Source organism: Parahalioglobus pacificus (assembly GCF_014652275.1).
Taxonomy (GTDB): Bacteria; Pseudomonadota; Gammaproteobacteria; order Pseudomonadales; family Halieaceae; genus Parahalioglobus; species Parahalioglobus pacificus.
In genome coordinates this window covers 1031129-1053211 of the sequence record NZ_BMYM01000001.1, presented here as the reverse complement: position 1 = coordinate 1053211, position 22083 = coordinate 1031129, and the positions used below count along the sequence as shown (strand labels likewise).

Here is a 22083-nt window from a genome sequence, read left to right as displayed (position 1 = left end):
TCTGTGTCGCTGCTGGGAGCGCATTCCATACACGCTCCTGCCCGCTTCTTGTGATGTGGGAATTGTGACCGATTTTGCCTATGTATTCAAAGGCTTATATCCGGTTCTTAGAATTGGCCTCGCTTTTGCTGTCTGCCCCCCTTTAAATTACCATGACAGCCCCCATTACAGGCACTGCAGGCCGTTTTTTTCAGGCAGCAACGGCCGTTTATTTAACACCAGACACTGGGAAATAACCACATGAGCGAGCTTCAGCACCACCCTCTGATCATCCTGGGCTCTGGCCCCGCAGGCTATACGGCAGCCGTGTATGCAGCGCGCGCTAACCTCAAGCCGGTAGTGATTACTGGTATGCAACAAGGCGGCCAGCTCACCACGACGACAGAGGTTGAAAACTGGCCGGGCGGCCCCGCAGATTTGCAGGGCCCCGCCCTTATGCAGCAAATGCAGGAGCATGCCGAGCGTTTCGAAACCCAGGTGGTCTTTGATCACATCGAGTCGGTTGATTTGGACGCGCGGCCCATGGTGCTCAAAGGCAGCAACAGTTATAGCTGTGACGCCCTGATTATTGCCACCGGCGCCTCTGCACAGTACCTGGGACTGGCCAGCGAAGAAGCGTTTATGGGCAAAGGCGTCAGCGCCTGCGCGACCTGCGATGGCTTTTTTTACCGCAACCAGAAAGTCGCCGTGATTGGCGGAGGCAACACAGCTGTGGAGGAAGCGCTGTACCTGGCGAACATCGCTGAGGAAGTCATTCTGGTGCACAGGCGCGATAGCCTGCGTGCCGAGAAGGTGCTGCAGGATCGGCTGTTCGCCCGCGAGAAGGAAGGGAAAGTACGTATCTTCTGGGACCACACCCTGGATGAGGTGTTAGGCGATGATGCCGGCGTCAATGGCATGCGCATCAAGAGCGTGAAGGACGACGCCACGCAGGACCTGGCACTAGCCGGCGTGTTCATCGCGATTGGGCACAAGCCCAACACGGACATCTTTGCCGACCAGTTGGACATGAAAGATGGCTATATCGTCATCAATTCTGGCCTGGAAGGTAATGCCACAGCCACCAGCAAGGCGGGTGTCTTTGCGGCCGGTGATGTGGGCGATCATATCTACCGCCAGGCAGTGACTTCTGCAGGCTTTGGCTGCATGGCCGCACTGGATGCGGAGAAATACCTGGACGAAATGTCCGCCGCCTGAGCTCTCGGGGCATCTGCACTCGCCGGCGCCCCGGCTTCACCGCATAATAAGTCGATGGCACTGATCCAGCACGTCTCTGACGCCTATGGCTTCCCACCCACGAGTGAGGCGCTCGAATATCCGAACGGTTTACTGGCCGCCGGCGGTGACCTGTCACCGGAACGCCTGCTAGCCGCCTACAGGCGCGGTATCTTCCCCTGGTTTGAAGCGCCCCAGCCGGTACTTTGGTGGTCGCCCGACCCGCGCTCAGTGCTGCTGCCAGCTAACCTGCATGTGTCGCGCAGCTTGCGAAAAACGCTCAGGCGAGATGAGTTTGATCTCAGCGTGGATTCCCACTTCGCCGAGGTCATGCGTCAGTGTGCTGCAAGCCGGGAAGGCCAGGACGGCACCTGGATTGACCAGAGTATGATTGATGCCTACACCCAGCTTCATACCATGGGCTACGCACACTCTATCGAAGTGCACCGAGACGGCACACTGGTCGGCGGCTTGTACGGCGTGGCACTCGGCGGTGCATTCTTTGGCGAGTCCATGTTCAGTCGCACAGCCGATGCCTCCAAGGTTGCCTTGGTCGCGCTGGTAAAACTGCTGAGTGGGGCGGGATTCAAATTGATCGATTGCCAGGTTGAAAGTGAACACCTGAACAGTCTTGGGGCAAGCAACCTGTCGCGGCTGGACTTCGAGTCCCTGCTTGCCCAAACTGTCAATGAGACATTGGCGGATTTGCGCTGGCAGTTACCGGCACGCTGTGGAGCCCTGATTTGACCTCATCATTACGCGACCTCAAGGTGTATACCACCTACCCGCACAGCTGCAGCTACCTGCAAGATCAGGAAGCGACGACGCTGTTTGTGGACCCGCGCCAGGAAGTTGATCAAACCCTTTACAGCAATCTTTCGGTATTGGGCTTCAGGCGCAGCGGCAGCCATATTTATCGCCCACATTGCACCGCCTGTAACGCCTGCATTCCGGCGCGCATCCCGGTAAAGGACTTCCAGCCCAATCGGGCACAGCGTCGTATTATGAAGCGCAATCGCGATCTCGCGGTAGAGCGCACCGGCGACATTCGCGACGACACGGCCTATGGTCTGTATCAGCGCTACATCAACCTGCGCCACGCTGATGGCGACATGTATCCGCCCGATCGGGACCAGTATGAATCGTTCCTGAACGATGCCTGGGACTGTACACACTACTACCGATTCTACGACCACCAGTCATTGGTTGCGGTTGCCGTCGTCGATGTGATGCTAGACGGGTTGTCGGCAATCTATACGTTTTTTGACCCCGACCTGGACAAGCGCAGCCTCGGTGCCTACGCCATCCTCTGGCAGATCGAGCAAGCCCGGCAAATGGGACTTGACCACCTCTACCTGGGTTACTGGATAAAGGACTGCCAGAAAATGGCCTACAAGTCGGGCTATAAGCCTTTGGAGCTCTATCGCGGCGGGCGCTGGGCGCGGGCTGATTCCCAAGAATAGCGCTGGCACCCAAGCCCCAATTCGGGCAAAATGCGCACCTTCGTAAAACCCCGAGGACCTGCCGCCGTATGGCAAAGGAAGACCAGATTGAAATGGAAGGCGAGGTAGTTGATACCCTGCCTAACACAACGTTCCGCGTAGAGCTTGAGAATGGCCATGTGGTGACCGCGCACATCTCCGGCAAAATGCGTAAGAACTACATCCGCATTCTGACCGGTGACAAGGTACGCGTTGAACTCACGCCCTACGACCTGACCAAAGGCCGCATCACTTACCGCGAGCGTTAAGCACATTGCCCCGGTGCCATACCGGGGCAAGTTCAGGTTTCGACCAAGGCCTCCTCGGCCTCCTCTTCCACACAGACTTCCAGCACATCCCGGGCTTTGTCCAGGGTGACCTTCGCTGTGCCGCCAGATTTGGCGAGTTCACCAAACAGCACTAACTCTGCCAGGGGTTTCTTGATGTGTTCCTGAATGATGCGGGCCATGGGGCGTGCACCCATGTTCCTGTCATAGCCCTTCTCGACTAACCATAGGCGCGCGTCTTCATCCACATCCAGCATGACGCGCTTCTCATCCAGCTGCCCCTGAAGCTCGGTTAGGAACTTATCCACGACAGTAAGGATAACGTCCTCGCCCAATGGCTCGAACTGCACAATGGTATCGAGGCGGTTGCGGAACTCGGGCGTAAACATCCGGTTAATGGCTTCCATCCCGTCAGTGCTGTGATCCTGGGTCGTAAAACCAATGGTCCGTCGGCTGATGCTCTCTGCTCCGGCATTGGTGGTCATGACGAGAACGACGTTACGGAAATCCGCCTTGCGCCCGTTATTGTCCGTTAGGGTTCCGTGATCCATCACCTGCAGCAGCAGATTGAAGACCTCCGGGTGGGCTTTCTCGATCTCATCCAGCAACACGACGGCGTGGGGATGCTTGGTCACTGCATCAGTGAGCAGTCCCCCTTGATCGAAACCCACGTACCCGGGCGGTGCACCGATCAGGCGCGATACGGTGTGGCGCTCCATGTATTCCGACATATCGAAGCGAATCAGCTCCAGGCCCAGCTGCAATGCAAGCTGCCGCGTGACTTCGGTTTTGCCGACGCCCGTGGGGCCAGCCAGCAGGAACGAACCGATGGGCTTGTCGCCGTCTCGTAATCCGGCTCTGGCCATCTTAATCGCCGTAGACAGCGATGAGATGGCATTGTCCTGTCCAAAGACCACCATCTGTAAATTACTTTCGAGCTTCTTGAGCACTTCCTTATCGTCGCTGCTCACCGTCTTCGGTGGAATGCGGGCGATCTTGGCAATCACCGCCTCAATGTCTCCCACACCCACGACCTTCTTGCGCTTACTCACCGGCTGCAACTGCTGGTAGGCGCCGGCTTCATCGATCACATCGATGGCCTTGTCGGGCAGGAAACGGTCTGTGATGTAGCGTGCCGATAGCTCTGTGGCGGTTTTAAGGGCCTTGTCGGTGTAGCGAAGCCCATGGTGTTCCTCAAAGCGCGACTTCAGACCTTTAAGAATCTTGTAGGCGTCTTCAACGCTGGGCTCCAGTACATCAATTTTTTGGAAGCGACGGCTCAATGCCTTGTCTTTGTCAAAGATGCCGCGGTATTCCTGGAAGGTGGTGGAGCCAATACAGCGCATACGCCCGGAACTGAGTAACGGCTTGAGCAGATTGCTGGCGTCCATAACGCCACCCGATGCAGCGCCTGCACCGATGATCGTGTGAATTTCATCGATGAACAGAATGGCACCTTCACGCTGCTTGAGCTCAGCCAACAGCCCCTTCAGCCGCTTTTCGAAATCGCCGCGATACTTGGTGCCCGCAAGCAGCGCGCCCAGATCCAGGGAGTACACCACCGCATTCTGCAGTAACTCGGGCACATCCCCATCAACGATCATCTTGGCCAAGCCCTCGGCGATGGCGGTTTTACCGACACCGGATTCACCGACGAGCAAGGGGTTGTTCTTGCGGCGGCGCGCCAGGATTTGGGCAACTCGCTCCACTTCGGGGATGCGCCCGATCAACGGATCGATTCGGCCCGCCTCGGCTTCTTCATTCAGGTTGGTTGTGTAGGTGTCCAGGGGGTTTGATTCGCCTTCTTCCCCGCCGCCCTCTTCGCTGCTGGTAGGCGCAGGTTCTGAGGTATCGCCTTCGTCGCCCACTTTGGAGATGCCATGGGTGATGTAGTTGACGACATCCAGCCTGGCTACGCTCTGGGTCTTGAGGAAATACACCGCCTGGCTTTCCTGTTCAGAGAAAATCGCCACCAGCACATTAGCACCGGTGACTTCGCTCTTGCCGGAGGACTGGACATGGAACACCGCCCGCTGCAACACGCGCTGGAAACCCAGGGTTGGCTGCGTATCCCGGTCGTCTTCATCTTCGGGGATCAGGGGTGTGGTGGCGTCGACAAACTCGACCAGATCGCCGCGCAGTGCTCCGATGTCTGCCGCACAGGCCTTGAGTACGCGGATGGCGTCGTTGTTATCCAGCAGTGCGAGCAGGAGATGCTCGACCGTCATAAACTCGTGTCGCTTGGCCCTGGCAGCGCGAAAGGCGTCATTCAGGGTTTGCTCCAAGTCTTTACTTAGCATGGGTACCGCTCCTCGGGTCTTATCCCTCCGATGCTTCAACCTCGCACAGCAGCGGGTGCTGGTTTTCCCGCGCATATTGATTAACCTGTGCGGCCTTGGTCTCGGCGATGTCCCGGGTGAAGATGCCACAAACACCTTTACCCTGGGTGTGAATCGTTAGCATGACATGTGTCGCCTGCTCCCGATTCATCCGAAAATACGTTTCCAGCACCTCCACCACAAACTCCATTGGCGTGTAGTCGTCGTTGAGTAAGACCACCTTGAACAGTGGGGGCTGTTTGAGTTCAGGCTTGCTGTCCTGAACGGCGAGGCCGACGTCGTCATCGCCCTCTTCTGAGGTCGACAGCCGCCAATCCGGCAAGGTACCGGAAAGACGCTGTGTGTGTGATTCTGGGTTCATAGTCCCTTTCATGGGGCCATTATAGGGTATTTCAATGGCAACAAAACACGCGGCCAGTGTGCGGCAATGATCGAGGCCCCACCCCGCTTCGCGCTGCGCTTCGTTTGCGCCGATAAGCGGAGCTCGCCGGCTGCTACAGCACCAAACTCAAGGCAAAAAAAAGGCCCGCAAGCGGGCCTTTAATTCTCGCAGCCGAGCAAATCAGCCCGGCGCCGTATTACATCTTTTCGATCATTTTCTGGCCGAATTCGGAACAGCTGACCAACGTAGCGCCGTCCATCAGTCGCTCGAAGTCGTAGGTCACAGTGCCCTGCTGAATGGCGCCGTTCATGCCATCGATGATCAGGTCAGCAGCTTCGTTCCAACCCATATGACGCAGCATCATTTCCGCAGAAAGGATCAGTGAACCCGGGTTCACTTTGTCCTGACCCGCGTACTTCGGTGCAGTACCGTGGGTGGCCTCAAACAGCGCGATGGTGTCTGACAGGTTCGCGCCCGGCGCGATACCTATACCGCCAACCTGCGCAGCCAGTGCATCCGACAAATAGTCGCCATTCAGGTTGAGGGTCGCTACCACGCTGTACTCACGCGGGCGCGTCAGAACCTGCTGCAGCATCGCGTCAGCAATCACGTCTTTAACAACGATTTCGTTACCGGTTTTGGGGTTCTTCAGGCTGACCCAGGGGCCGCCGTCGAGCAGTTCACCGCCAAACTCTTCCTGTGCGAGCTCGTAGCCCCAATCACGGAAGGCACCTTCGGTGAACTTCATGATGTTGCCTTTGTGGACCAGAGTCACGGAGGGCAGGTCTTGATCGATGGCGTACTGGATCGCCTTACGCACCAGTCGCTTGGTGCCTTCCTCTGATACGGGCTTGATGCCGATACCGACGTTGTTCGGGAAGCGAATCTTGGTTGCCCCCATTTCATTGATGATGAAGTCAACGACCTTCTGGGCTTCGTCAGTGCCTGCCTGGTATTCGATGCCAGCATAAATGTCTTCGGAGTTTTCGCGGAAGATCACCATGTTGCAGTCGCCTGGCTTTTTCACCGGCGAAGGCACGCCCTCAAACCAGCGTACTGGGCGCAGACATGTGTATAGATCCAGTTCCTGACGCAGAGCCACATTCAGGGAGCGGAAGCCGCCGCCAACGGGTGTGGTCAGTGGGCCCTTGATGGCCACGGAGTATTCTTTGATCGCTTCAAGCGTCTCTTCAGGGAACCAGTCGCCATCGTAGAGTTCAGCCGCCTTCTCGCCGGTGTAGATTTCCATCCAGGAGATTTTCTTGTCGCCACCATAGGCTTTCTCAACAGCGGCGTTGACCACGTCGATCATCACCGGGCTGATATCAACCCCGATGCCATCACCTTCGATGTAGGGAATGATAGGGTTGTTGGGGACGTTCAGGCTGTTGTCATCATTAACGATGATTTTTTCGCCTTCGCCAGGCACCTGAATATGCTTGTAGCCCATAATATGCTCCGTCGTTTGGGTTCAATGGATTGGGGAGTTGTTATCCTTGTGGGACGCCCCATCTAAAGCGGCGCGTAGTGTAGCAGATTTACGCTGCAAAGACTCCGCGTATAGGCACTTAAAGCGGCTGAGCGGGTTCAAAGTTGTCGTTTTTGGGCGAAAGGAGTCCACGCTTGGCGCAGTTGGTACTGTTTAATAAACCCTACGGTGTACTTAGCCAGTTCACCGATAAGACCCCGCCGGGCGATCAGCCGAGATCGACCCTGTCTGATTTCCTGAGCCTACCCGGGTTCCGGGCAGCCGGGCGCCTGGACTTCGATTCTGAGGGGCTGTTGCTGCTGACTGATGATGGCCACTTGCAGCAGCGCATAGCCAACCCCCGTCACAAACAGTGGAAAGTCTACTGGGTTCAGGTGGAGGGTGTTCCCGGTCCTGAGGCGCTTGCTCTGTTGCAATCCGGTCTGGAGCTTAAGGATGGGATGACGCTGCCCGCCAGGGTAAAGCCCATCCCGGCGCCCGCATTATGGCAACGCGAGCCACCGGTGCGTTTTCGCAAGCACATACCTGATTCCTGGCTGGAAATCTGTATTCGCGAAGGTCGTAATCGGCAGGTCAGGCGGATGACTGCTGCGATAGGACACCCCACCCTGCGTCTGGTGCGCATGGCCATCGGGGAGTGGCAGTTGGCCGACTTGTGCCCCGGTGATTGCCAGCAGATCACTATCAACACACCCACGCAAAATGGCGCGCGCCGTAATCGACGCGCTAGCGGCCAATACAACGCCCGTAACGATTCAGGCGCGACCCAAGCTCGCCGCCGGCGTAACGCTGGCCGAGGCTCCCCTCACACCGCAGGACAACGATCAAAGGACACCTGAAGACATGCGCACCTTTCTGCCCCGAGTTACCGTCGCTACTGTGGTTTGTCTTGATGGTCGCTACCTCATGGTTGAGGAGCGTGATAAGTCCACCGGCGTCATGGTGATCAATCAGCCCGCTGGCCACCTGGAAGAAGCAGAAACCCTGACGGCCGCGGCCGCGCGGGAATGCCTGGAGGAGACTCGCTGGCAGGTGTCCATTGAGGGTTTTTTGGGCGTGGCACAGTTCAAAGCGCCGAACGGACTCACCTACATTCGCTCAACCTTTGTGGGCGCAGCTAGCCAGCACCATGCCGCCCGATCGCTGGACCCCGACATTCACCAAGTCCACTGGTGGACGTACGAGGAAATCTGCGCCCGATCTGATAAAATGCGCAGCCCACTGGTGCTGGCGGCTATCGAACAGCACCGCAATGGCACAGTGTACCCCTTGGATCTCGTCTCTGCTTATGAGTCATAACGCTGCGACCAAAGTCATCGTCGGCATGTCCGGCGGTGTCGACTCTTCCGTATCTGCTCTGCTTCTCAAAGAGCAGGGTTACCGTGTGGAAGGCCTGTTCATGAAGAACTGGGACGAAGACGACGGTACCGAGTATTGCACGGCAAAAGAAGACCTTGCAGATGCCCAGGCGGTTGCGGACAAACTCGACATCCCACTGCACGGCGCTAACTTCGCCGCAGAATACTGGGACAACGTTTTCGAGCATTTCCTGGAGGAGTACAAAGCCGGACGCACGCCGAACCCGGATATCCTCTGCAACCGCGAGATCAAGTTCAAGGCATTCCTGGACTACGCCATGCACCTGGGCGCAGACATGATTGCCACCGGGCACTACACGCGTCGCGGTAACAGTGACGGCAAGGGCACCCTGCTTAAGGGTCTGGACGGGAATAAAGACCAAAGCTACTTCCTGCACGCGGTGGGTCACGCCGAGCTGGAGAAGACACTGTTCCCCGTGGGCGACATCGATAAGGGTGATGTTCGTCAACTGGCAGAGACAGCCGGGCTTGCCACTGCCAAGAAAAAAGACAGCACTGGGATTTGCTTTATCGGTGAGCGCCGATTCAAAGACTTTCTGGCTCAATACCTGCCGGCGCAACCCGGAGAGATTATCAGCCTTGACGGCGAACACCTGGGCAGGCATCAAGGATTGATGTACCACACCATAGGCCAGCGTCAGGGCCTTGGCATCGGCGGCCTGGCCAACCATGACGACGCACCCTGGTACGTGGTGGGCAAAGACCTCGAGAATAATGTCTTGTTGGTCTGCCAGGGCAATAACCACTCAGCCCTGTTCAGCAATGAGTTACGCACCAGTGACATTTACTGGGTCGCGGGTAACGAGCCAACGCTACCGGCAAACCTGTGCGCAAAAGTGCGCTACCGCCAGGCGGATCAGGCTTGCACGCTGGAACGTCACGGTGACGCCTACCGCGTGCGATTCGATGAGCCTCAGCGTGCGATCACACCGGGACAGTCCGTGGTGTTCTATGAGGGTGACACCTGTCTCGGTGGCGGCGTGATTGAGCAGGCGATAAAGTCATGACTGCACAGGTCAGTCTATCCAGGTTAGACGAGCAAGTACTGGCTTTGGCCGGTGTGGTACAGGTTGCACGACTGGTAGACCAGATATCCAGAACGGGCAGCTACCCACTGGAATTCCTTGAGCCGTCCATTCACAGTCTGTTCGCCTTCGAGGCCGACAACGTGGCAGATATGTACAGCGGCGTTGGCGGAGTTAAGCTGGGCTTGCAGAACCTTGCTGCCATGCTTGCCAACCAGCAGGACAACGATCAGCGCGATATGGTGCGCTACGTCTTTGCGATCTTGCACTTGGAACGCAAGTTCTCGGCGAATCCGGAGATGATGTCTGTTGTTCGCTCCCGACTTGAACATGCCAGTTTCAAGGCGGATCACTTTGCCGGGCATGTGGGCGAGACCTGCCAGAGTATCGCCGGCATTTATCAGGATACACTCAGCCACCTGAAATTTCGCATCAAGGTGACTGGCAGTGCCCAGCATCTGAATGACGCGAAAAACGCTGATCTGATTCGCGCACTGTTGCTTGCCGGCATACGTGCGGCCTTTGCCTGGCGACAGTTGGGCGGCGTACGCTGGAAGCTCGCCTTCCAGCGACGCAAAATCCTGCAGCGCGCGCAGGAACTATCGCGCCAACTCACGGTTGTTTAACCCTTCCTGTTTTTTCGGAGAAAGTATGGATCTCTCGGCACTCACTGCTGTTTCACCTATCGATGGCCGCTACGGCAGCAAAACCCGCGACCTGCGCGATGTCTTCAGTGAATTCGGCCTGATAAAGCGTCGCGTTCTGGTGGAAGTTCGTTGGCTGCAGTGCCTGGCGGCGCATCCGGGCGTCACCGAAGTCAGCCCGCTGAGCAGCGAAGCCACCGCCCTGCTCGAAAGCATTATTGAGAACTTCAGCGAAGCAAACGCACAGCGCATCAAAACGATCGAAGCAACCACCAATCACGATGTAAAGGCGGTTGAATACTTCATCAAGGAACAGTTTGCAGACAATGACGAGCTGCTGGCTATCAGTGAATTTGTTCATTTTGCCTGTACGTCTGAGGACATCAATAACCTGTCCCATGCACTGATGCTGCGCGACGGCGTACACGGGGTGTTACTGCCCGCAATGCGAGAGATCCAGCATTTCCTGGCAGAACAAGGGCGCGCCAACAGCGGCGTACCCATGCTGTCTCGCACGCATGGACAAACGGCTAGCCCGACAACCATGGGAAAAGAGTTGGCCAACGTCGCCGAGCGACTGGCTCGCCAGATCCGCGCTGCAGAAAGCATTGAGTACCTTGGCAAAATCAATGGCGCGGTGGGTAACTACAACGCACACCTGTCGGCCTATCCGGAAGTGGACTGGCAGTCCAATGCTGAGGCCTTCGTTTCCAGCCTGGGGCTATCATTCAACCCCTATACCACACAGATAGAACCCCACGACTACATGGCGGAACTATTCGACGCCTTCGCCAGATTCAACACCATCCTGATCGATTTCGACCGCGACATCTGGAGTTATATCTCCATAGGCTATTTCAAACAACGTACGGTTGCCGGCGAGGTGGGTTCCTCCACCATGCCTCACAAGGTCAACCCTATCGACTTTGAAAATTCGGAGGGCAACCTCGGTCTGGCGAATGCCGTGCTGTCACACCTGAGCAGCAAGCTGCCCGTGAGTCGCTGGCAACGCGACCTCACCGACAGCACTGTGTTGCGCAATATGGGCGTTGGCTTTGGCTACAGCTTGATTGCCTATCAGGCAACACTGAAAGGCTGCGGCAAGTTAGAGCTCGATCAGGCGCGCTTGGCGCAGGACCTGGACAACAGCTGGGAAGTGCTGGCAGAACCGATTCAGACCGTGATGCGCCGCTATGGCATTGAGCAGCCCTACGAAAAGCTGAAAGCACTGACTCGCGGTCAAGCTATGGATGCGACCACAATCAAGGCGTTCGTAGAAGCGCTGGAGCTGCCGGACGGCGCCAAAGAAGAGCTGCTGGGGATGACCCCGGGTAGCTACATCGGCAACGCCGCCGAACAGGCATCGGCGATCAAGGACGCCTAACAGCATGCTGTCGCTGCCTGTCAGTACTGAGGTTTTTCTGGCCGAGTACTGGCAGCGCAAACCATTGCTGATTCCGGGCGGGCTAACTGCCTTCTCGCCGCCTGTCAGTGCCGAAGAACTGGCAGGCATCGCAATGGAGCCCGAGGCCGAGTCACGCATCGTTGTAAACCGCAACAGCCAATGGCAACTGCACCACGGTCCGTTCTCGGCCCGTGATTTCAACCGTGACTCACCCTGGACCTTACTGGTGCAGCGGGTGGATCACTGGGTCCCTGAGGTTGCCGATATTCGTCGCGAAGTGCCGTTTATTCCTGGCTGGCGCATAGACGATGTGATGGTTAGCTATGCCAACGACGGTGGCAGCGTAGGGCCACATTTCGATAACTACGATGTCTTCCTGCTGCAGGGTGACGGAGTACGTCGATGGAAGATTGGCCAGTATTGCGATGAGGCGGAGCCACTGCTCGATCATCCCGACTTACTGCTGCTGGCAGAATTCCGACAGGAAGATGAGTTCGTACTGAACTGCGGCGACATCCTGTATGTGCCTCCCCGGGTCGCACATTGGGGCATTGCAGAAGGCGATTGCACCACCTACTCCATCGGTTTCAGAGCACCGCGTCTTGCCGACCTGCTGTCTCGTCGAACTGATGCAGCACTGGAATCGCTCGGCAACGCTACGCTATTCAAAGACCCTGTGCCTCGCCCTAGCGCCAGGCCCGGCGAACTTTCGCGATCCGATATAGAGGCCGCGACTACGCAGTTGATCAACGCCCTTGCCCAGCAACAATCTCCACAATGGATGGGCGAGCTCATCACCGAGGGTATCGACACGGAGCATGGCCCAGACGGTGCGATGTCAGACGAAGAGGCAGCGTCATTGCTCGGTAATGGCATTACTTCGCTCACCTTACAGCCTGAGGCGCGTGTTTGCTGGACAGAGCACGAAGGCAGTCTTTGGGTGTTCGCGGGCGGAGACAGCCTGTCGGTGTCTAAAACACACTTGCCGCTACTCATGGAGTTGTGCGATACATGGACTCTGTCGTCACCACAGGTAGAGGAAATGCAATCGCTTGAAGCTGGCCCAAACCTGTTGGCGTTCCTGCTGACGCGAGGCGCCCTGGATGTCGAGGCTTAGCAGCGCACGCGAGCTGGACTGGCCGCGCGAGCATGCGCGGGTGCAGGACATACGGGAACAGGTGTTTACCCAGGAACAGCGCGTAGACCCGGCTCTACAGTGGGACGGCAACGATCCTCATTGCCGCCATATTGTTATCGAGGCGCATGACGGCCGCGTGGTCGCCTATGGCCGGCTGTCCAACGAGGGCAAGATTGGCCGGCTCGCAGTGCGGTCAGAGCTCCGGGGTCAGGGTTTGGGCCTGAGAGTTCTCAATGCGCTCCTTGAGCTTGCCAGGCAGAACGAACTGCCGAGGGTCTACCTGCACGCACAGGCACGTGCGCTGCGCTTCTACGAGCGCGCTGGCTTCTCACCCAGCGGAGCACCCTTCGAAGAGGCCGGCATTGAACACCTGAGGATGAGTCGCGCACTAGACGCTGCAGACACTCGCCGCATCGCCTACCCCACGGATTTCAGCCGCCACCTGATCGAGCTTGCGAGCTCGGCCTCGCGACACCTGGCGATTCTCAGTCCCGCGCTTGATGCTGCCGTTTTTGACCAGCGCAACGTGAGTGATGCGCTGGCGGGGCTTGCCAGGCGCTCTCGTGAATCGATGATTAGGATATTGGTGTCAGACCCGCGGCCCATTGTTCAGCGCAGTCATCGGCTGCTTCAACTGTCGCGACGCCTGCCGTCACGCGTCAAACTGCATTGCCTGGCGCGACATCCAGAGTGGCGCGGGCAAACACTGGTCGTACGGGATAACAACGGCACAGCCTTTAAGCCGGGCGACAGCGACCATGATGCTTTTGTTAATTCTCAATCCCGCGCCTATGCGCAGGGTCACGCGGAGCTCTTTGATGAGCTGTGGCGCAAAAGCGCACCCGACCCTGAATTTCGCAGCTTCAGCCTGTAGCTTGGTGAACGCTTTGATACTGCGCTGGCTGGCTCTACTTGCATCACTTGCTCTGGCTGCCTGCGCGTCTTCCCCTGCGGGTAACAGCGTTAGTCGGGCCGGCACCAACAGCGCCTGTCCGCCCAGCATTGTTGCTATTGCCGGCCCTACGCAATGGGACACAAGCCGCTACGGTGGCAGTGCCAACTACGACACTATGCTGCAACTGCGCGATCGGGAAATTGCCGCCTGCCGCAGCGAGGTTGCCGCTGGCAGCTTACCCGCCCTGCGTAGCCTGGAGGGGCACTGGCGGCGGGAGCAAAACCTGCCGCAACTGGTGTCGACTTACCAGAGCTATCTGGATAGCACCGGCGACAGCCGGGTGAAGCGCCAGCTGGCGCTCGACATGTATGCACTGTACAAGGACGGCGAGCCGGGTTTTCGCCCCAACGCAAACGAAGCCCAACGCTACTTGGGCTTGGCCGTTAACTATGGTGCAACGGGGTTACGGCCGGATTATGCGCGCCTGCTGGCTTTGCAGGGGCAAAATGCAGAGGCGCAGCGTCAGTACAAGACTCTGGTCGACCAGGGAGCAGGCACGCGCGAAGCGCGCTGTGAAAACCAGCTACAGCTGGGCTATCTCTACTTTCTCGGTCAGGGAGCGACACAGAACGCAAATCTCGGATACTTCTACTGGCAGCGGGGCCTGGAGCAAGCTGCCGGTGCTCGCTGGGGTTCCTGTATCAGTGACAACTTCGGCGACCAGAAACGCTATCGCTATGAAACCGATCGCAAGCAGTTTGTCGATGCGCAACTGAAGCAGGTATCTATCGCTACCCAGTCGACCATCAGGGAAGCTGCACGTATGTCACCTGAGACCGGCGCCGCCCGAGTCGCGGCACTGCCGCTACCGCGCCCAAGCCAGCCCACTGCCTCTGTGACGAGCACTGCGAATATCGCAGCCGCAGCGCCCGCTTCTCGCCCGGCTTCGAACACTTATACAAACGGCTGGCCCGCCTGGTCTCCGCTACGAGGCGGCATTTGCGCCATGGCTCACAGCAACACCGCCGTCTCTCGCGCCAGCCTGTATTCCACGGCGGCACCGGCACTTTGGACACTGCTATCCGGTGATGCAAAGGCGACGGTCATCGGTTCGGCCGTGGCAGTAACGCCTTCGCTGCTGCTAAGTAATTGCCACGTACTGTCTGAACCGACGGGCATCAGTCTGCAAAACAGCACTGGGAGACGCAGCGCCCGCGTCATCGCCGCAGATCTCGATGGCGATCGATGCATCCTCATGAGTGAGCAGCCAAGCACAGCGTATTTGCAGCGGGGCCGCTCCATCTCGCGTGTTCAAATCGGCGAAGACGTCTCTGCGGTGGGTAGCCCCAAGGGCATGAGTAACACCCTGTCGGTGGGTATTGTTGCAGGCAAGCGGGAGCGCAGCGGACTCTCATTGCTGCAAACCGATGCGGCGCTATCCAACGGTTCGTCGGGTGGTGGACTGTTTGATAACCGCGCCAACTTGATCGGCATCACGACCTTTAGAATTCCCGATGCCAACAGCCTCAACTTTGCCATCGCTATTGACGAGTTCTGCGAGTAGGGGCGCGTTAACGGGGGACTAGTCGCCTAGCATTAGGCCGACTTCGTTACCCTCGTAAACCAATTCGTAGGCGCGCAATGCGCGGCAGGGTTGCTCGCCGCTGGCAATCACATGCCCATCGGCCAGGCTGAATCGGTAGTGGTGCAAGGGGCATTCAATACTGCGTTCATCAACATGCGCCGACTCGAGGCTGTGTGACTTATGTGGGCACTGTGCTTCCAGCAGGTAGCGCTGCTCTCCCTGCTGCACCAGCAGTATATCCAGCGCGTCGATTTTGAAACGGCGACGATAGCCGTCGTGGAGATTGATGAGCTTGTCCAGCGGGTGGAAACGCACGGGTCTAGATCAGCTCCAGGATGCGCGTGGCGGCCATGTAGGGTGTGGTTCGGCCTGCCTGAACGTCAGCTTCCAATGCCGGCAGGCGCGCCCTCACTGACTCGTTCTGGGTGAGTCGTAACAGCAACATCTCGTTAACAAGAGAACGCATCCAATCCAGATTCTGCTGCGCACGCCGGTCGTTCCTCGCACCGGTTTTCTCCGCCTCCAGCGAGTGCTCCTGAATCATGCCCCAGATGGCATCAATGTTGATATTTTTCAGTGCGGAACAGGTCATCACTCTAGGCGTCCAGAACGTGGTGTGACGCAACAGGTTCATCGCACTGGTGTAATGTTGGCGGGTCACGTTCGCCAGGTGCTGGCTGTCGCCGTCTGCTTTGTTGATGACCAGCGCTTCGGCCAGTTCCAGAATCCCTTTCTTGATGCCCTGCAGTTCATCCCCACCGCCCGGAAGCATAAGCACCATGAAAAAGTCCACCATGCCAGCGACCAGGTACTCGGATTGACCCACACCCACCGTCTCCACAAGGATCACGTCGTAGCCAGCGGCCTCACACAGCAGCATGCTTTCCCGTGTTTTCTGGGCGACGCCGCCCAAGGCGCCTTCTGCTGGCGAGGGCCTGATGTAGGCGTTGGGGTCTCTAGACAACTCCTCCATCCGGGTCTTATCACCGAGGATAGAGCCGCCTGCGATCGGCGAACTGGGGTCTACGGCCAGCACGGCCACGCGCTTTCCCTGACGTATCAGATGCAGACCGAAGGTTTCAATAAACGTCGATTTACCGACACCGGGCACACCAGTGATACCTATGCGTACGCTGCGGCCTGCATGAGGTAGTGCCTGCTCCAGGATCGACTGCGCTTCCACGCGGTGCCGGTCCAGCTTGCTCTCAACCAGCGTGATCGCCTTCGCCAGTGCGCGTCGATTACCCGTCAGCAGCGCAGCTAAATCAACAGAAGACATCTTGCAGTTCCGTGGCTGGGAGCAATCGTTTGCGCAGTTGCGCACTGCACGACTGATACATACGCCCTAGTCGCTCTGCGCGTTCACCGCACTGAGTACTTCACGCGCGCACTGCGGGATGGGCGTGCCGGGACCGAATACACACTTGACTCCGGCCTCAAACAGGAACGGATAATCCTGCTTCGGAATGACCCCACCGGCGATGACAATAATCTCGTTGGCGCCCTGCTTCTTGAGCTCTTCGATGAGCTCGGGTATCAGCGACTTATGCCCGGCAGCGAGCGAGGAAGCGCCGACAACGTGTACGTCGTTTTCAATGGCCTGCCGGGCAACCTCTTCCGGCGTCGAGAACATGGGTGACAGGTCAATATCAAAACCCACATCGGCAAACGCTGTGGCTACAACCTTAGCGCCGCGGTCATGACCATCCTGCCCCATCTTGCACACCAGCATACGCGGACGGCGCCCATGACGCTCCACAAAGGCATCAATATCGCTACTGATAGACTGCCAGTTTTCATCTTCCTGGAAAGCAGACCCATAGACACCGGACACGGTCTGGGCCTGCGCATTAAAGCGTCCAAACTCCCTCTCCATGGCAAATGAGATCTCCCCTACGGTGGCGCGACGCCGGGTCGCTTCGACCGCTAGCGCGAGCAAATTACCCTCGCCTGATACGGCGCACTGATAGATGTCTTCCAGTATAGCTTCCACGGCCGCTCCATCACGCTGGTCACGCAAGCTCGCAAGGCGCTCCAGTTGTGATTCGCGGACCGCCTGGTTGTCAATTTCAAGGACGTCAACCTCGTCCTGCTCATCGATGGTGTATTTGTTCACGCCCACAATGACGTCTTCACCACGATCAATTCGCGCCTGTTTCTTGGCAGCAGCCTCTTCGATGCGCAGCTTGGGCATGCCGGTTTCGATGGCCTTGGCCATGCCGCCCGCCTCCTCAATCTCCTCGATGAGGCGCCAGGCCTCGTCGGCAATCGACTGCGTGAGGCTTTCCATCATGTAAGAACCACCCCAGGGGTCGACGACCTTGGTGATGCCAGTTTCTTCCTGAAGGATCAGCTGGGTATTGCGGGCAATTCGAGCCGCAAACTCCGATGGTAATGCAATGGCCTCGTCCAGCGCGTTGGTGTGCAGCGACTGGGTACCACCGAACACGGCGGCCATGGCTTCAATGGTGGTGCGTACTACGTTGTTGTAGGGGTCCTGCTCGGTCAGCGACCAACCCGAGGTTTGGCTGTGCGTGCGCAGCATGGAGCTCTTGGGATTTTCCGGTCCAAACTCGGCGACGATGCGCGCCCAGAGCAGGCGCGCCGCACGCATTTTGGCAATCTCCATGTAGAAGTTCATGCCGATACCCCAGAAGAAGGAGAGCCTGGGGGCGAAGTCGTCGATGTTCAAACCTGCCGCGATCGCAGTTCGAATGTACTCCTTGCCATCAGCCAGCGTGTAAGCAAGCTCCAGCGCCGCGTTCGCTCCCGCTTCTTGTATGTGGTATCCGGAGATCGAGATCGTGTTAAAACGCGGCATATTGGCGGAGCAGAAGGCAATGATGTCGCCGATGATGCGCATGCTGGGTGCGGGCGGGTAGATGTAGGTGTTGCGCACCATGAACTCTTTCAAGATGTCATTCTGGATGGTGCCGGCCAGCTGGTCCTGGCTAACGCCCTGCTCTTCGGCCGCGACTATGTAGCCAGCCAATACGGGCAATACTGCACCGTTCATGGTCATGGAGACGGACACCTTGTCTAAGGGTATTCCGTCAAACAAGATCTTCATGTCTTCAACGGAATCGATGGCCACACCCGCCTTGCCCACGTCGCCGGTGACTCGCGGATGATCTGAGTCGTAACCCCTGTGGGTTGCCAAATCGAAGGCGACAGAAACGCCCTGACCGCCCGCGGCCAGCGCTTTGCGATAGAACGCATTCGACTCTTCTGCAGTAGAGAACCCAGCGTACTGACGTATCGTCCATGGCCTGCCGGCATACATGGTGGCCTGTGGCCCACGAATATAGGGCGACATTCCGGGCATGGTATCGGTGTAGGCCAACTCATCGAGATCCGATGCGGTATACAGCGCCTTAACGGGGATTCCCTCAGCGGTTTGCCAGGTTAGATCCTCGGGTGACTTACCCTTCATCTGCTTGGTCGCCAGGGCAGTCCAGGCCTCTGGTGTCGTGGCGTCTTTGTCGTAAATACCGTCAGTCATTGGGAATATCCTGCTGTCCCCGTTCGGGGTCTTACCTGAAATGCCGGCTATGCCGGCACGGAAGAAATCAGTGATCGGCTGCCGGCTGGTTGATCTCAATCAACACACCGTCGCAGCTCTTGGGATGAATGAAAATAACCTGCGAACCATGGGCGCCAGGGCTGGGTTCATCCGCTAGAAACTGATAGCCCTTTTCCTTGAGCCGGGCAATGTCCTCATGGATGTTATCCGAGCGGAAGCACAAGTGATGCAGCCCGCCGCCTTTCTTTTCCAGATAACCCGCCACAGGCCCTTCCCCATTCAGCGGGTGAATCAACTCAATGCTGGTCGGCGGCAGCGGAAAAAAAGCGGTAGAGGTTTTGGCCTCTGCCACGTCCTCCGTGCCCTCAAAAGGCAGGCCGAAGTCCTCCATGAATCGCTTTATCGCTTTCTCAAAATCCGGTACGGCGACCGCGATGTGGTCAAGGGCGGTAATCATGTCTCACTCCCGAACGAGTTGTTCCAAAAACGCATCAGTGTGTTGTTTGCGGCGCGCGGCGATTTCCTCGGGCGACTCCACCACAATCTTTTCATCAGGTGTGATCTTAAATACGGGCTGTCCCTTCTTAATGATCACCCCGTCACCTTCGACAAGCACCTCATCTACTGTTCCGGCAAATGGCGCATACACCTTATTAAACATTTTCATCACTTCAACAATGTACAGCGGGTCACCGGCATTGAAGTGATCACCGGCCTGCACGTACAGGTCATGTTCAGGTGTTTCTCGCCCGTAGAACATACCGCCACTGGCGGCGAGAATTTCATCGGATTTGGCGGCCGGCGGCGGCACCAGCACTTTGGCCATCGCTTCCTGCAACTCTGTCTCTTCCAGACGCTCTGGAATATCAATGGTCAGATTGTCATTGACCGTTAGAGTATAGAAGCCCGTGGCCTCAGCAATGCTGGGCAAAACGGCCAGAATACTGGCACCTGACTGATAGCCTTTGTGGGCTGAACGAATCGCAGACCATTGATCGCCGTCTACACCATCTGGCGCATCATTTGCAGCCAATACACTCTGCAGCTCCTCCCAGTCTTCAGCAGACAGGCGGCTGTTGAGGGTGTCGTAGAAAGCGAGCGCCTGCTGCAATACCGCATCGTCATGGTCCCAGATCATGCTGGCAGCTGGCTGCCCGGGGCAGTGATCCATGTTCAGGAAGTGGTAAAGATCACCTAGCAACTCAATGGGGTTCTCGTTCCAGCTCACCGCACCGTCGATCATGGTATAGGCATCGCGGTTCACGCTGAGCCAGCCACTAAGAATGTGCGGTTGCGCCAACAACGCTTCGATGGGTCGCAGCAACAACGACTGCTTCAATACCAGCGATTCCTGCAGGGCACGCTGGGCGTCACCGGTATACTCGCCCAGGCTCTGCTGACACAGACACTTCCAGGCGTAGGACAGGTCTATATTGTTTGCCCGTTGCTTCAACTCACCAACGGCGGTCAAGTACGGCACGATAAAGCGGGTGGTTGGTCTGGCATTGATGTTCTGACCCAGAAACCAGTTCACTAGGCCGTAGTGAAACTCAAGGTTTGTAGCCAAGTCCTTACCGCGCATGACGGTGCGACGAATGGTTTCAGCCATCGCCTCATAGGTTGCAAGGCGGGTATCGCCCACGGTCAGAAGTAGCGCGATGTTTGAATCGTACGCCCCGGCCAGGGTGTACTTCATGAACATGTCAGTGTCGGGATTGTGAAGACTGATGCCCTGATCGTCGCGTATTTCCCCTTCCAGCGCATCTGACCAATACTCGATGACACCGCCGGCACTGGGCTGCAGGGCCTGGTTGGTCGCATTCAACCGTGCCTCAACGCTGTCGTTGAATCGCAGAACGCGATCCGGCTTTGGCAGGTTTTCCCCGTGTGCAGCCAGCAAGACCATTGCCTCGACCAGTGACTCCACCACGAAGTAGTCGTCGGGACTGTCGGGGTTGGTGAACTTCAGGGCGTAGCACAGCTCAGTCACCCGATGCTCAACCTGAATACGCGTGTTCATTTCCATGAAGAAATGTTTGTCGCGATCAACAATACATTCAAAGGTGGACACGCTATCCAGGCCAACAGCTTCACCAAAGCGCGCGGCTTCATCTTCCATCGCCTGGAGTGTGACCAGATCCTGTTTCAAGATCTGAGCCTCTGTAGTCTGCCCGGCCGCTTCAGCCTGTTCGATGGCCGCTTGCAGGGACTCCACGGTGACTGAAACCTCAAGCAGCTTCTGCTCGTGCATCTGTAGGGAACAGTCACGCCCGCCCATGGTGATGCACCACTGGCCATTGCCGATGACCTGAATTTCCTGATGCCGTGTGGTCTCGATATTTAACTCGACCAGTACGTTCTTGTTATCGCCAACGCCGGTGGTCTTCACCTCGTTGAGAATCTCGCGTACCAGCTCGGGTGTTCGGCTCGCCTCTCCAATACCCAGGATGCGCTGGCCCTTACCGCCGCCGCCGCTAATCGCCTTCAGGCGCACCCGGTTCTGGGGATAATCCCGCGCCATAGTCTCTACGGCTTCCTGCAGCGTTTCACAGAGCTCTTCCACGGTGTAGAGATCAACGCCCTTGGCATAGGATGCGGCCAGCACGCGATCGGCTTTGTCAGCGAGGGACACATCACCGTCGTCCAGCTCTGCTGCATCCAGCGGCAACGCCTGTTCGGCGACCAGTGCTTTCAGGCTGTTCACGTCCGGGTGCTTTTTGAGCAGCGTGAGCGCCGTACCGTTGTCGATCCCGGGTGTTACCGATACGCCGGTTTTCAGCGCAGTTCGCTTGGCCTCATCTTTAAGGCCCGCATCATGAACCGTACGGGAACAGGGGCCAATAAAGTTGAGACCCGCCCCTTCCATGGCCGCCACCATGGTTTCGTCCTCAGCCATGAAGCCATAGCCGGCAAAAATTGCGTTGTAACCGTTGTCTTTTGCAATGCCGATAATCTGACGGATGCGCTCGTCGCGCTCCTCCTTGTTCATACCGGTGTAATCAGGCACCCGATGAATACGCTCGGGGGCTGTCAGCGAGCGCAATTCGGGCGCCAGGGCGTCCTGATAAACAATGGAGTCTTTCTCAGACAGCAAGATGCCAAAATCTGTGATGCCCATTTCGCCAAAGACATCCATGGCCTCTTTGCGGATAGGCCCGCGGCAGATAATCAGAGGGCGGATGTGCGTGCAGTCAAACTGGTTCACCCAGGGCGTATGTCGGCGCCCAAGGCGACGATCGCGGTGAATCAGTGGGTTGCGCAGGTAGTGTTCGTTAGACACGGGATAAATCCTCGAT

General features: G+C 57.6%; 20 protein-coding genes. 12 read left to right on the top strand and 8 right to left on the bottom strand.

Going from position 1 to position 22083, the window contains the following annotated elements:
* Nucleotides 1-240: 240 nt before the first annotated feature.
* The 4 genes from trxB to infA all read left to right on the top strand — a co-directional run bounded on the left by trxB (nt 241) and on the right by infA (nt 2965).
* Nucleotides 241-1197, top strand: a complete 957-nt coding sequence (gene trxB / locus IE089_RS04900) for a thioredoxin-disulfide reductase (RefSeq protein WP_189475673.1) — start codon at nt 241-243, stop codon at nt 1195-1197.
* 54 nt (nt 1198-1251) lie between these two features.
* Nucleotides 1252-1962 carry a leucyl/phenylalanyl-tRNA--protein transferase gene (aat, locus tag IE089_RS04895; protein ID WP_189475671.1) on the top strand — a complete coding sequence of 237 codons (711 nt, stop codon included), beginning with the start codon at nt 1252-1254 and terminating at the stop codon, nt 1960-1962.
* Nucleotides 1959-2678 carry an arginyltransferase gene (locus tag IE089_RS04890; protein ID WP_189475669.1) on the top strand — a complete coding sequence of 240 codons (720 nt, stop codon included), beginning with the start codon at nt 1959-1961 and terminating at the stop codon, nt 2676-2678. Before aat ends, IE089_RS04890 begins: the two co-directional genes overlap by 4 nt.
* Before the next feature lie 68 nt (nt 2679-2746).
* Complete coding sequence (infA, locus tag IE089_RS04885; RefSeq protein WP_189475667.1) at nt 2747-2965, top strand: translation initiation factor IF-1; 219 nt, start codon at nt 2747-2749, stop codon at nt 2963-2965.
* A 32-nt stretch (nt 2966-2997) separates the two neighbouring features.
* Here the strand turns inward: infA and clpA are convergent, their stop codons facing one another.
* The 3 genes from clpA to icd form a co-directional block, all read right to left on the bottom strand.
* On the bottom strand, nt 2998-5283 hold the full coding sequence (clpA, locus tag IE089_RS04880) for an ATP-dependent Clp protease ATP-binding subunit ClpA (RefSeq protein ID WP_189475665.1): 2286 nt from the start codon (nt 5281-5283) through the stop codon (nt 2998-3000).
* Nucleotides 5284-5302: 19 nt separating this feature from the next.
* Nucleotides 5303-5683 (bottom strand): ATP-dependent Clp protease adapter ClpS, encoded by a 381-nt coding sequence (gene clpS, locus IE089_RS04875; RefSeq protein WP_189475663.1) that lies wholly within the window; start codon nt 5681-5683, stop codon nt 5303-5305.
* A gap of 217 nt (nt 5684-5900) precedes the next feature.
* Nucleotides 5901-7154 carry an NADP-dependent isocitrate dehydrogenase gene (gene icd, locus IE089_RS04870; protein ID WP_189475661.1) on the bottom strand — a complete coding sequence of 418 codons (1254 nt, stop codon included), beginning with the start codon at nt 7152-7154 and terminating at the stop codon, nt 5901-5903.
* 173 nt (nt 7155-7327) lie between these two features.
* Here icd and IE089_RS04865 point away from each other — a divergent pair, with 173 nt between their 5' ends.
* Genes IE089_RS04865 through IE089_RS04830 form a run of 8 tightly spaced genes read left to right on the top strand, consistent with a single transcriptional unit; the run spans nt 7328 to nt 15243 of the window.
* Complete coding sequence (locus IE089_RS04865) at nt 7328-8032, top strand: pseudouridine synthase (protein WP_189475660.1); 705 nt, start codon at nt 7328-7330, stop codon at nt 8030-8032.
* A gap of 4 nt (nt 8033-8036) precedes the next feature.
* Nucleotides 8037-8492 (top strand): NUDIX domain-containing protein, encoded by a 456-nt coding sequence (locus IE089_RS04860; RefSeq protein WP_189475657.1) that lies wholly within the window; start codon nt 8037-8039, stop codon nt 8490-8492.
* Nucleotides 8482-9579: a tRNA 2-thiouridine(34) synthase MnmA gene (gene mnmA / locus IE089_RS04855; RefSeq protein WP_229802588.1), complete on the top strand. Its 1098-nt coding sequence runs from the start codon at nt 8482-8484 to the stop codon at nt 9577-9579. The genes IE089_RS04860 and mnmA overlap by 11 nt, the downstream gene beginning before the upstream one ends.
* Nucleotides 9576-10223: a high frequency lysogenization protein HflD gene (hflD, locus tag IE089_RS04850; RefSeq protein ID WP_189475653.1), complete on the top strand. Its 648-nt coding sequence runs from the start codon at nt 9576-9578 to the stop codon at nt 10221-10223. The genes mnmA and hflD overlap by 4 nt, the downstream gene beginning before the upstream one ends.
* A 25-nt stretch (nt 10224-10248) precedes the next feature.
* The gene (gene purB / locus IE089_RS04845) at nt 10249-11625 is read left to right on the top strand and encodes an adenylosuccinate lyase (protein WP_189475651.1); all 1377 of its coding nucleotides are present in this window, start codon (nt 10249-10251) and stop codon (nt 11623-11625) included.
* A gap of 4 nt (nt 11626-11629) precedes the next feature.
* On the top strand, nt 11630-12763 hold the full coding sequence (locus tag IE089_RS04840) for a cupin domain-containing protein (protein ID WP_189475648.1): 1134 nt from the start codon (nt 11630-11632) through the stop codon (nt 12761-12763).
* The gene (locus tag IE089_RS04835; RefSeq protein ID WP_189475646.1) at nt 12750-13658 is read left to right on the top strand and encodes a GNAT family N-acetyltransferase; all 909 of its coding nucleotides are present in this window, start codon (nt 12750-12752) and stop codon (nt 13656-13658) included. The genes IE089_RS04840 and IE089_RS04835 overlap by 14 nt, the downstream gene beginning before the upstream one ends.
* Nucleotides 13603-15243, top strand: coding sequence for a S1C family serine protease (locus tag IE089_RS04830; protein WP_189475645.1), 1641 nt, complete (start codon nt 13603-13605; stop codon nt 15241-15243). The genes IE089_RS04835 and IE089_RS04830 overlap by 56 nt, the downstream gene beginning before the upstream one ends.
* A gap of 18 nt (nt 15244-15261) precedes the next feature.
* On the opposite strand, the gene IE089_RS04825 is transcribed toward IE089_RS04830, so the two are convergent.
* The 5 genes from IE089_RS04825 to IE089_RS04805 all read right to left on the bottom strand — a co-directional run bounded on the left by IE089_RS04825 (nt 15262) and on the right by IE089_RS04805 (nt 22067).
* Complete coding sequence (locus IE089_RS04825; RefSeq protein WP_189475643.1) at nt 15262-15579, bottom strand: Rieske (2Fe-2S) protein; 318 nt, start codon at nt 15577-15579, stop codon at nt 15262-15264.
* A gap of 4 nt (nt 15580-15583) precedes the next feature.
* A complete protein-coding gene (meaB, locus tag IE089_RS04820; RefSeq protein WP_189475641.1) occupies nt 15584-16543 on the bottom strand; it encodes a methylmalonyl Co-A mutase-associated GTPase MeaB in 960 nt (319 codons plus the stop codon).
* A gap of 66 nt (nt 16544-16609) precedes the next feature.
* Nucleotides 16610-18766, bottom strand: a complete 2157-nt coding sequence (gene scpA / locus IE089_RS04815) for a methylmalonyl-CoA mutase (RefSeq protein ID WP_189475639.1) — start codon at nt 18764-18766, stop codon at nt 16610-16612.
* A gap of 67 nt (nt 18767-18833) precedes the next feature.
* Nucleotides 18834-19244: a methylmalonyl-CoA epimerase gene (gene mce / locus IE089_RS04810; RefSeq protein ID WP_189475637.1), complete on the bottom strand. Its 411-nt coding sequence runs from the start codon at nt 19242-19244 to the stop codon at nt 18834-18836.
* Nucleotides 19245-19247: 3 nt separating this feature from the next.
* Nucleotides 19248-22067, bottom strand: coding sequence for an ATP-binding protein (locus tag IE089_RS04805; protein WP_189475636.1), 2820 nt, complete (start codon nt 22065-22067; stop codon nt 19248-19250).
* Nucleotides 22068-22083 lie beyond the last annotated feature (16 nt).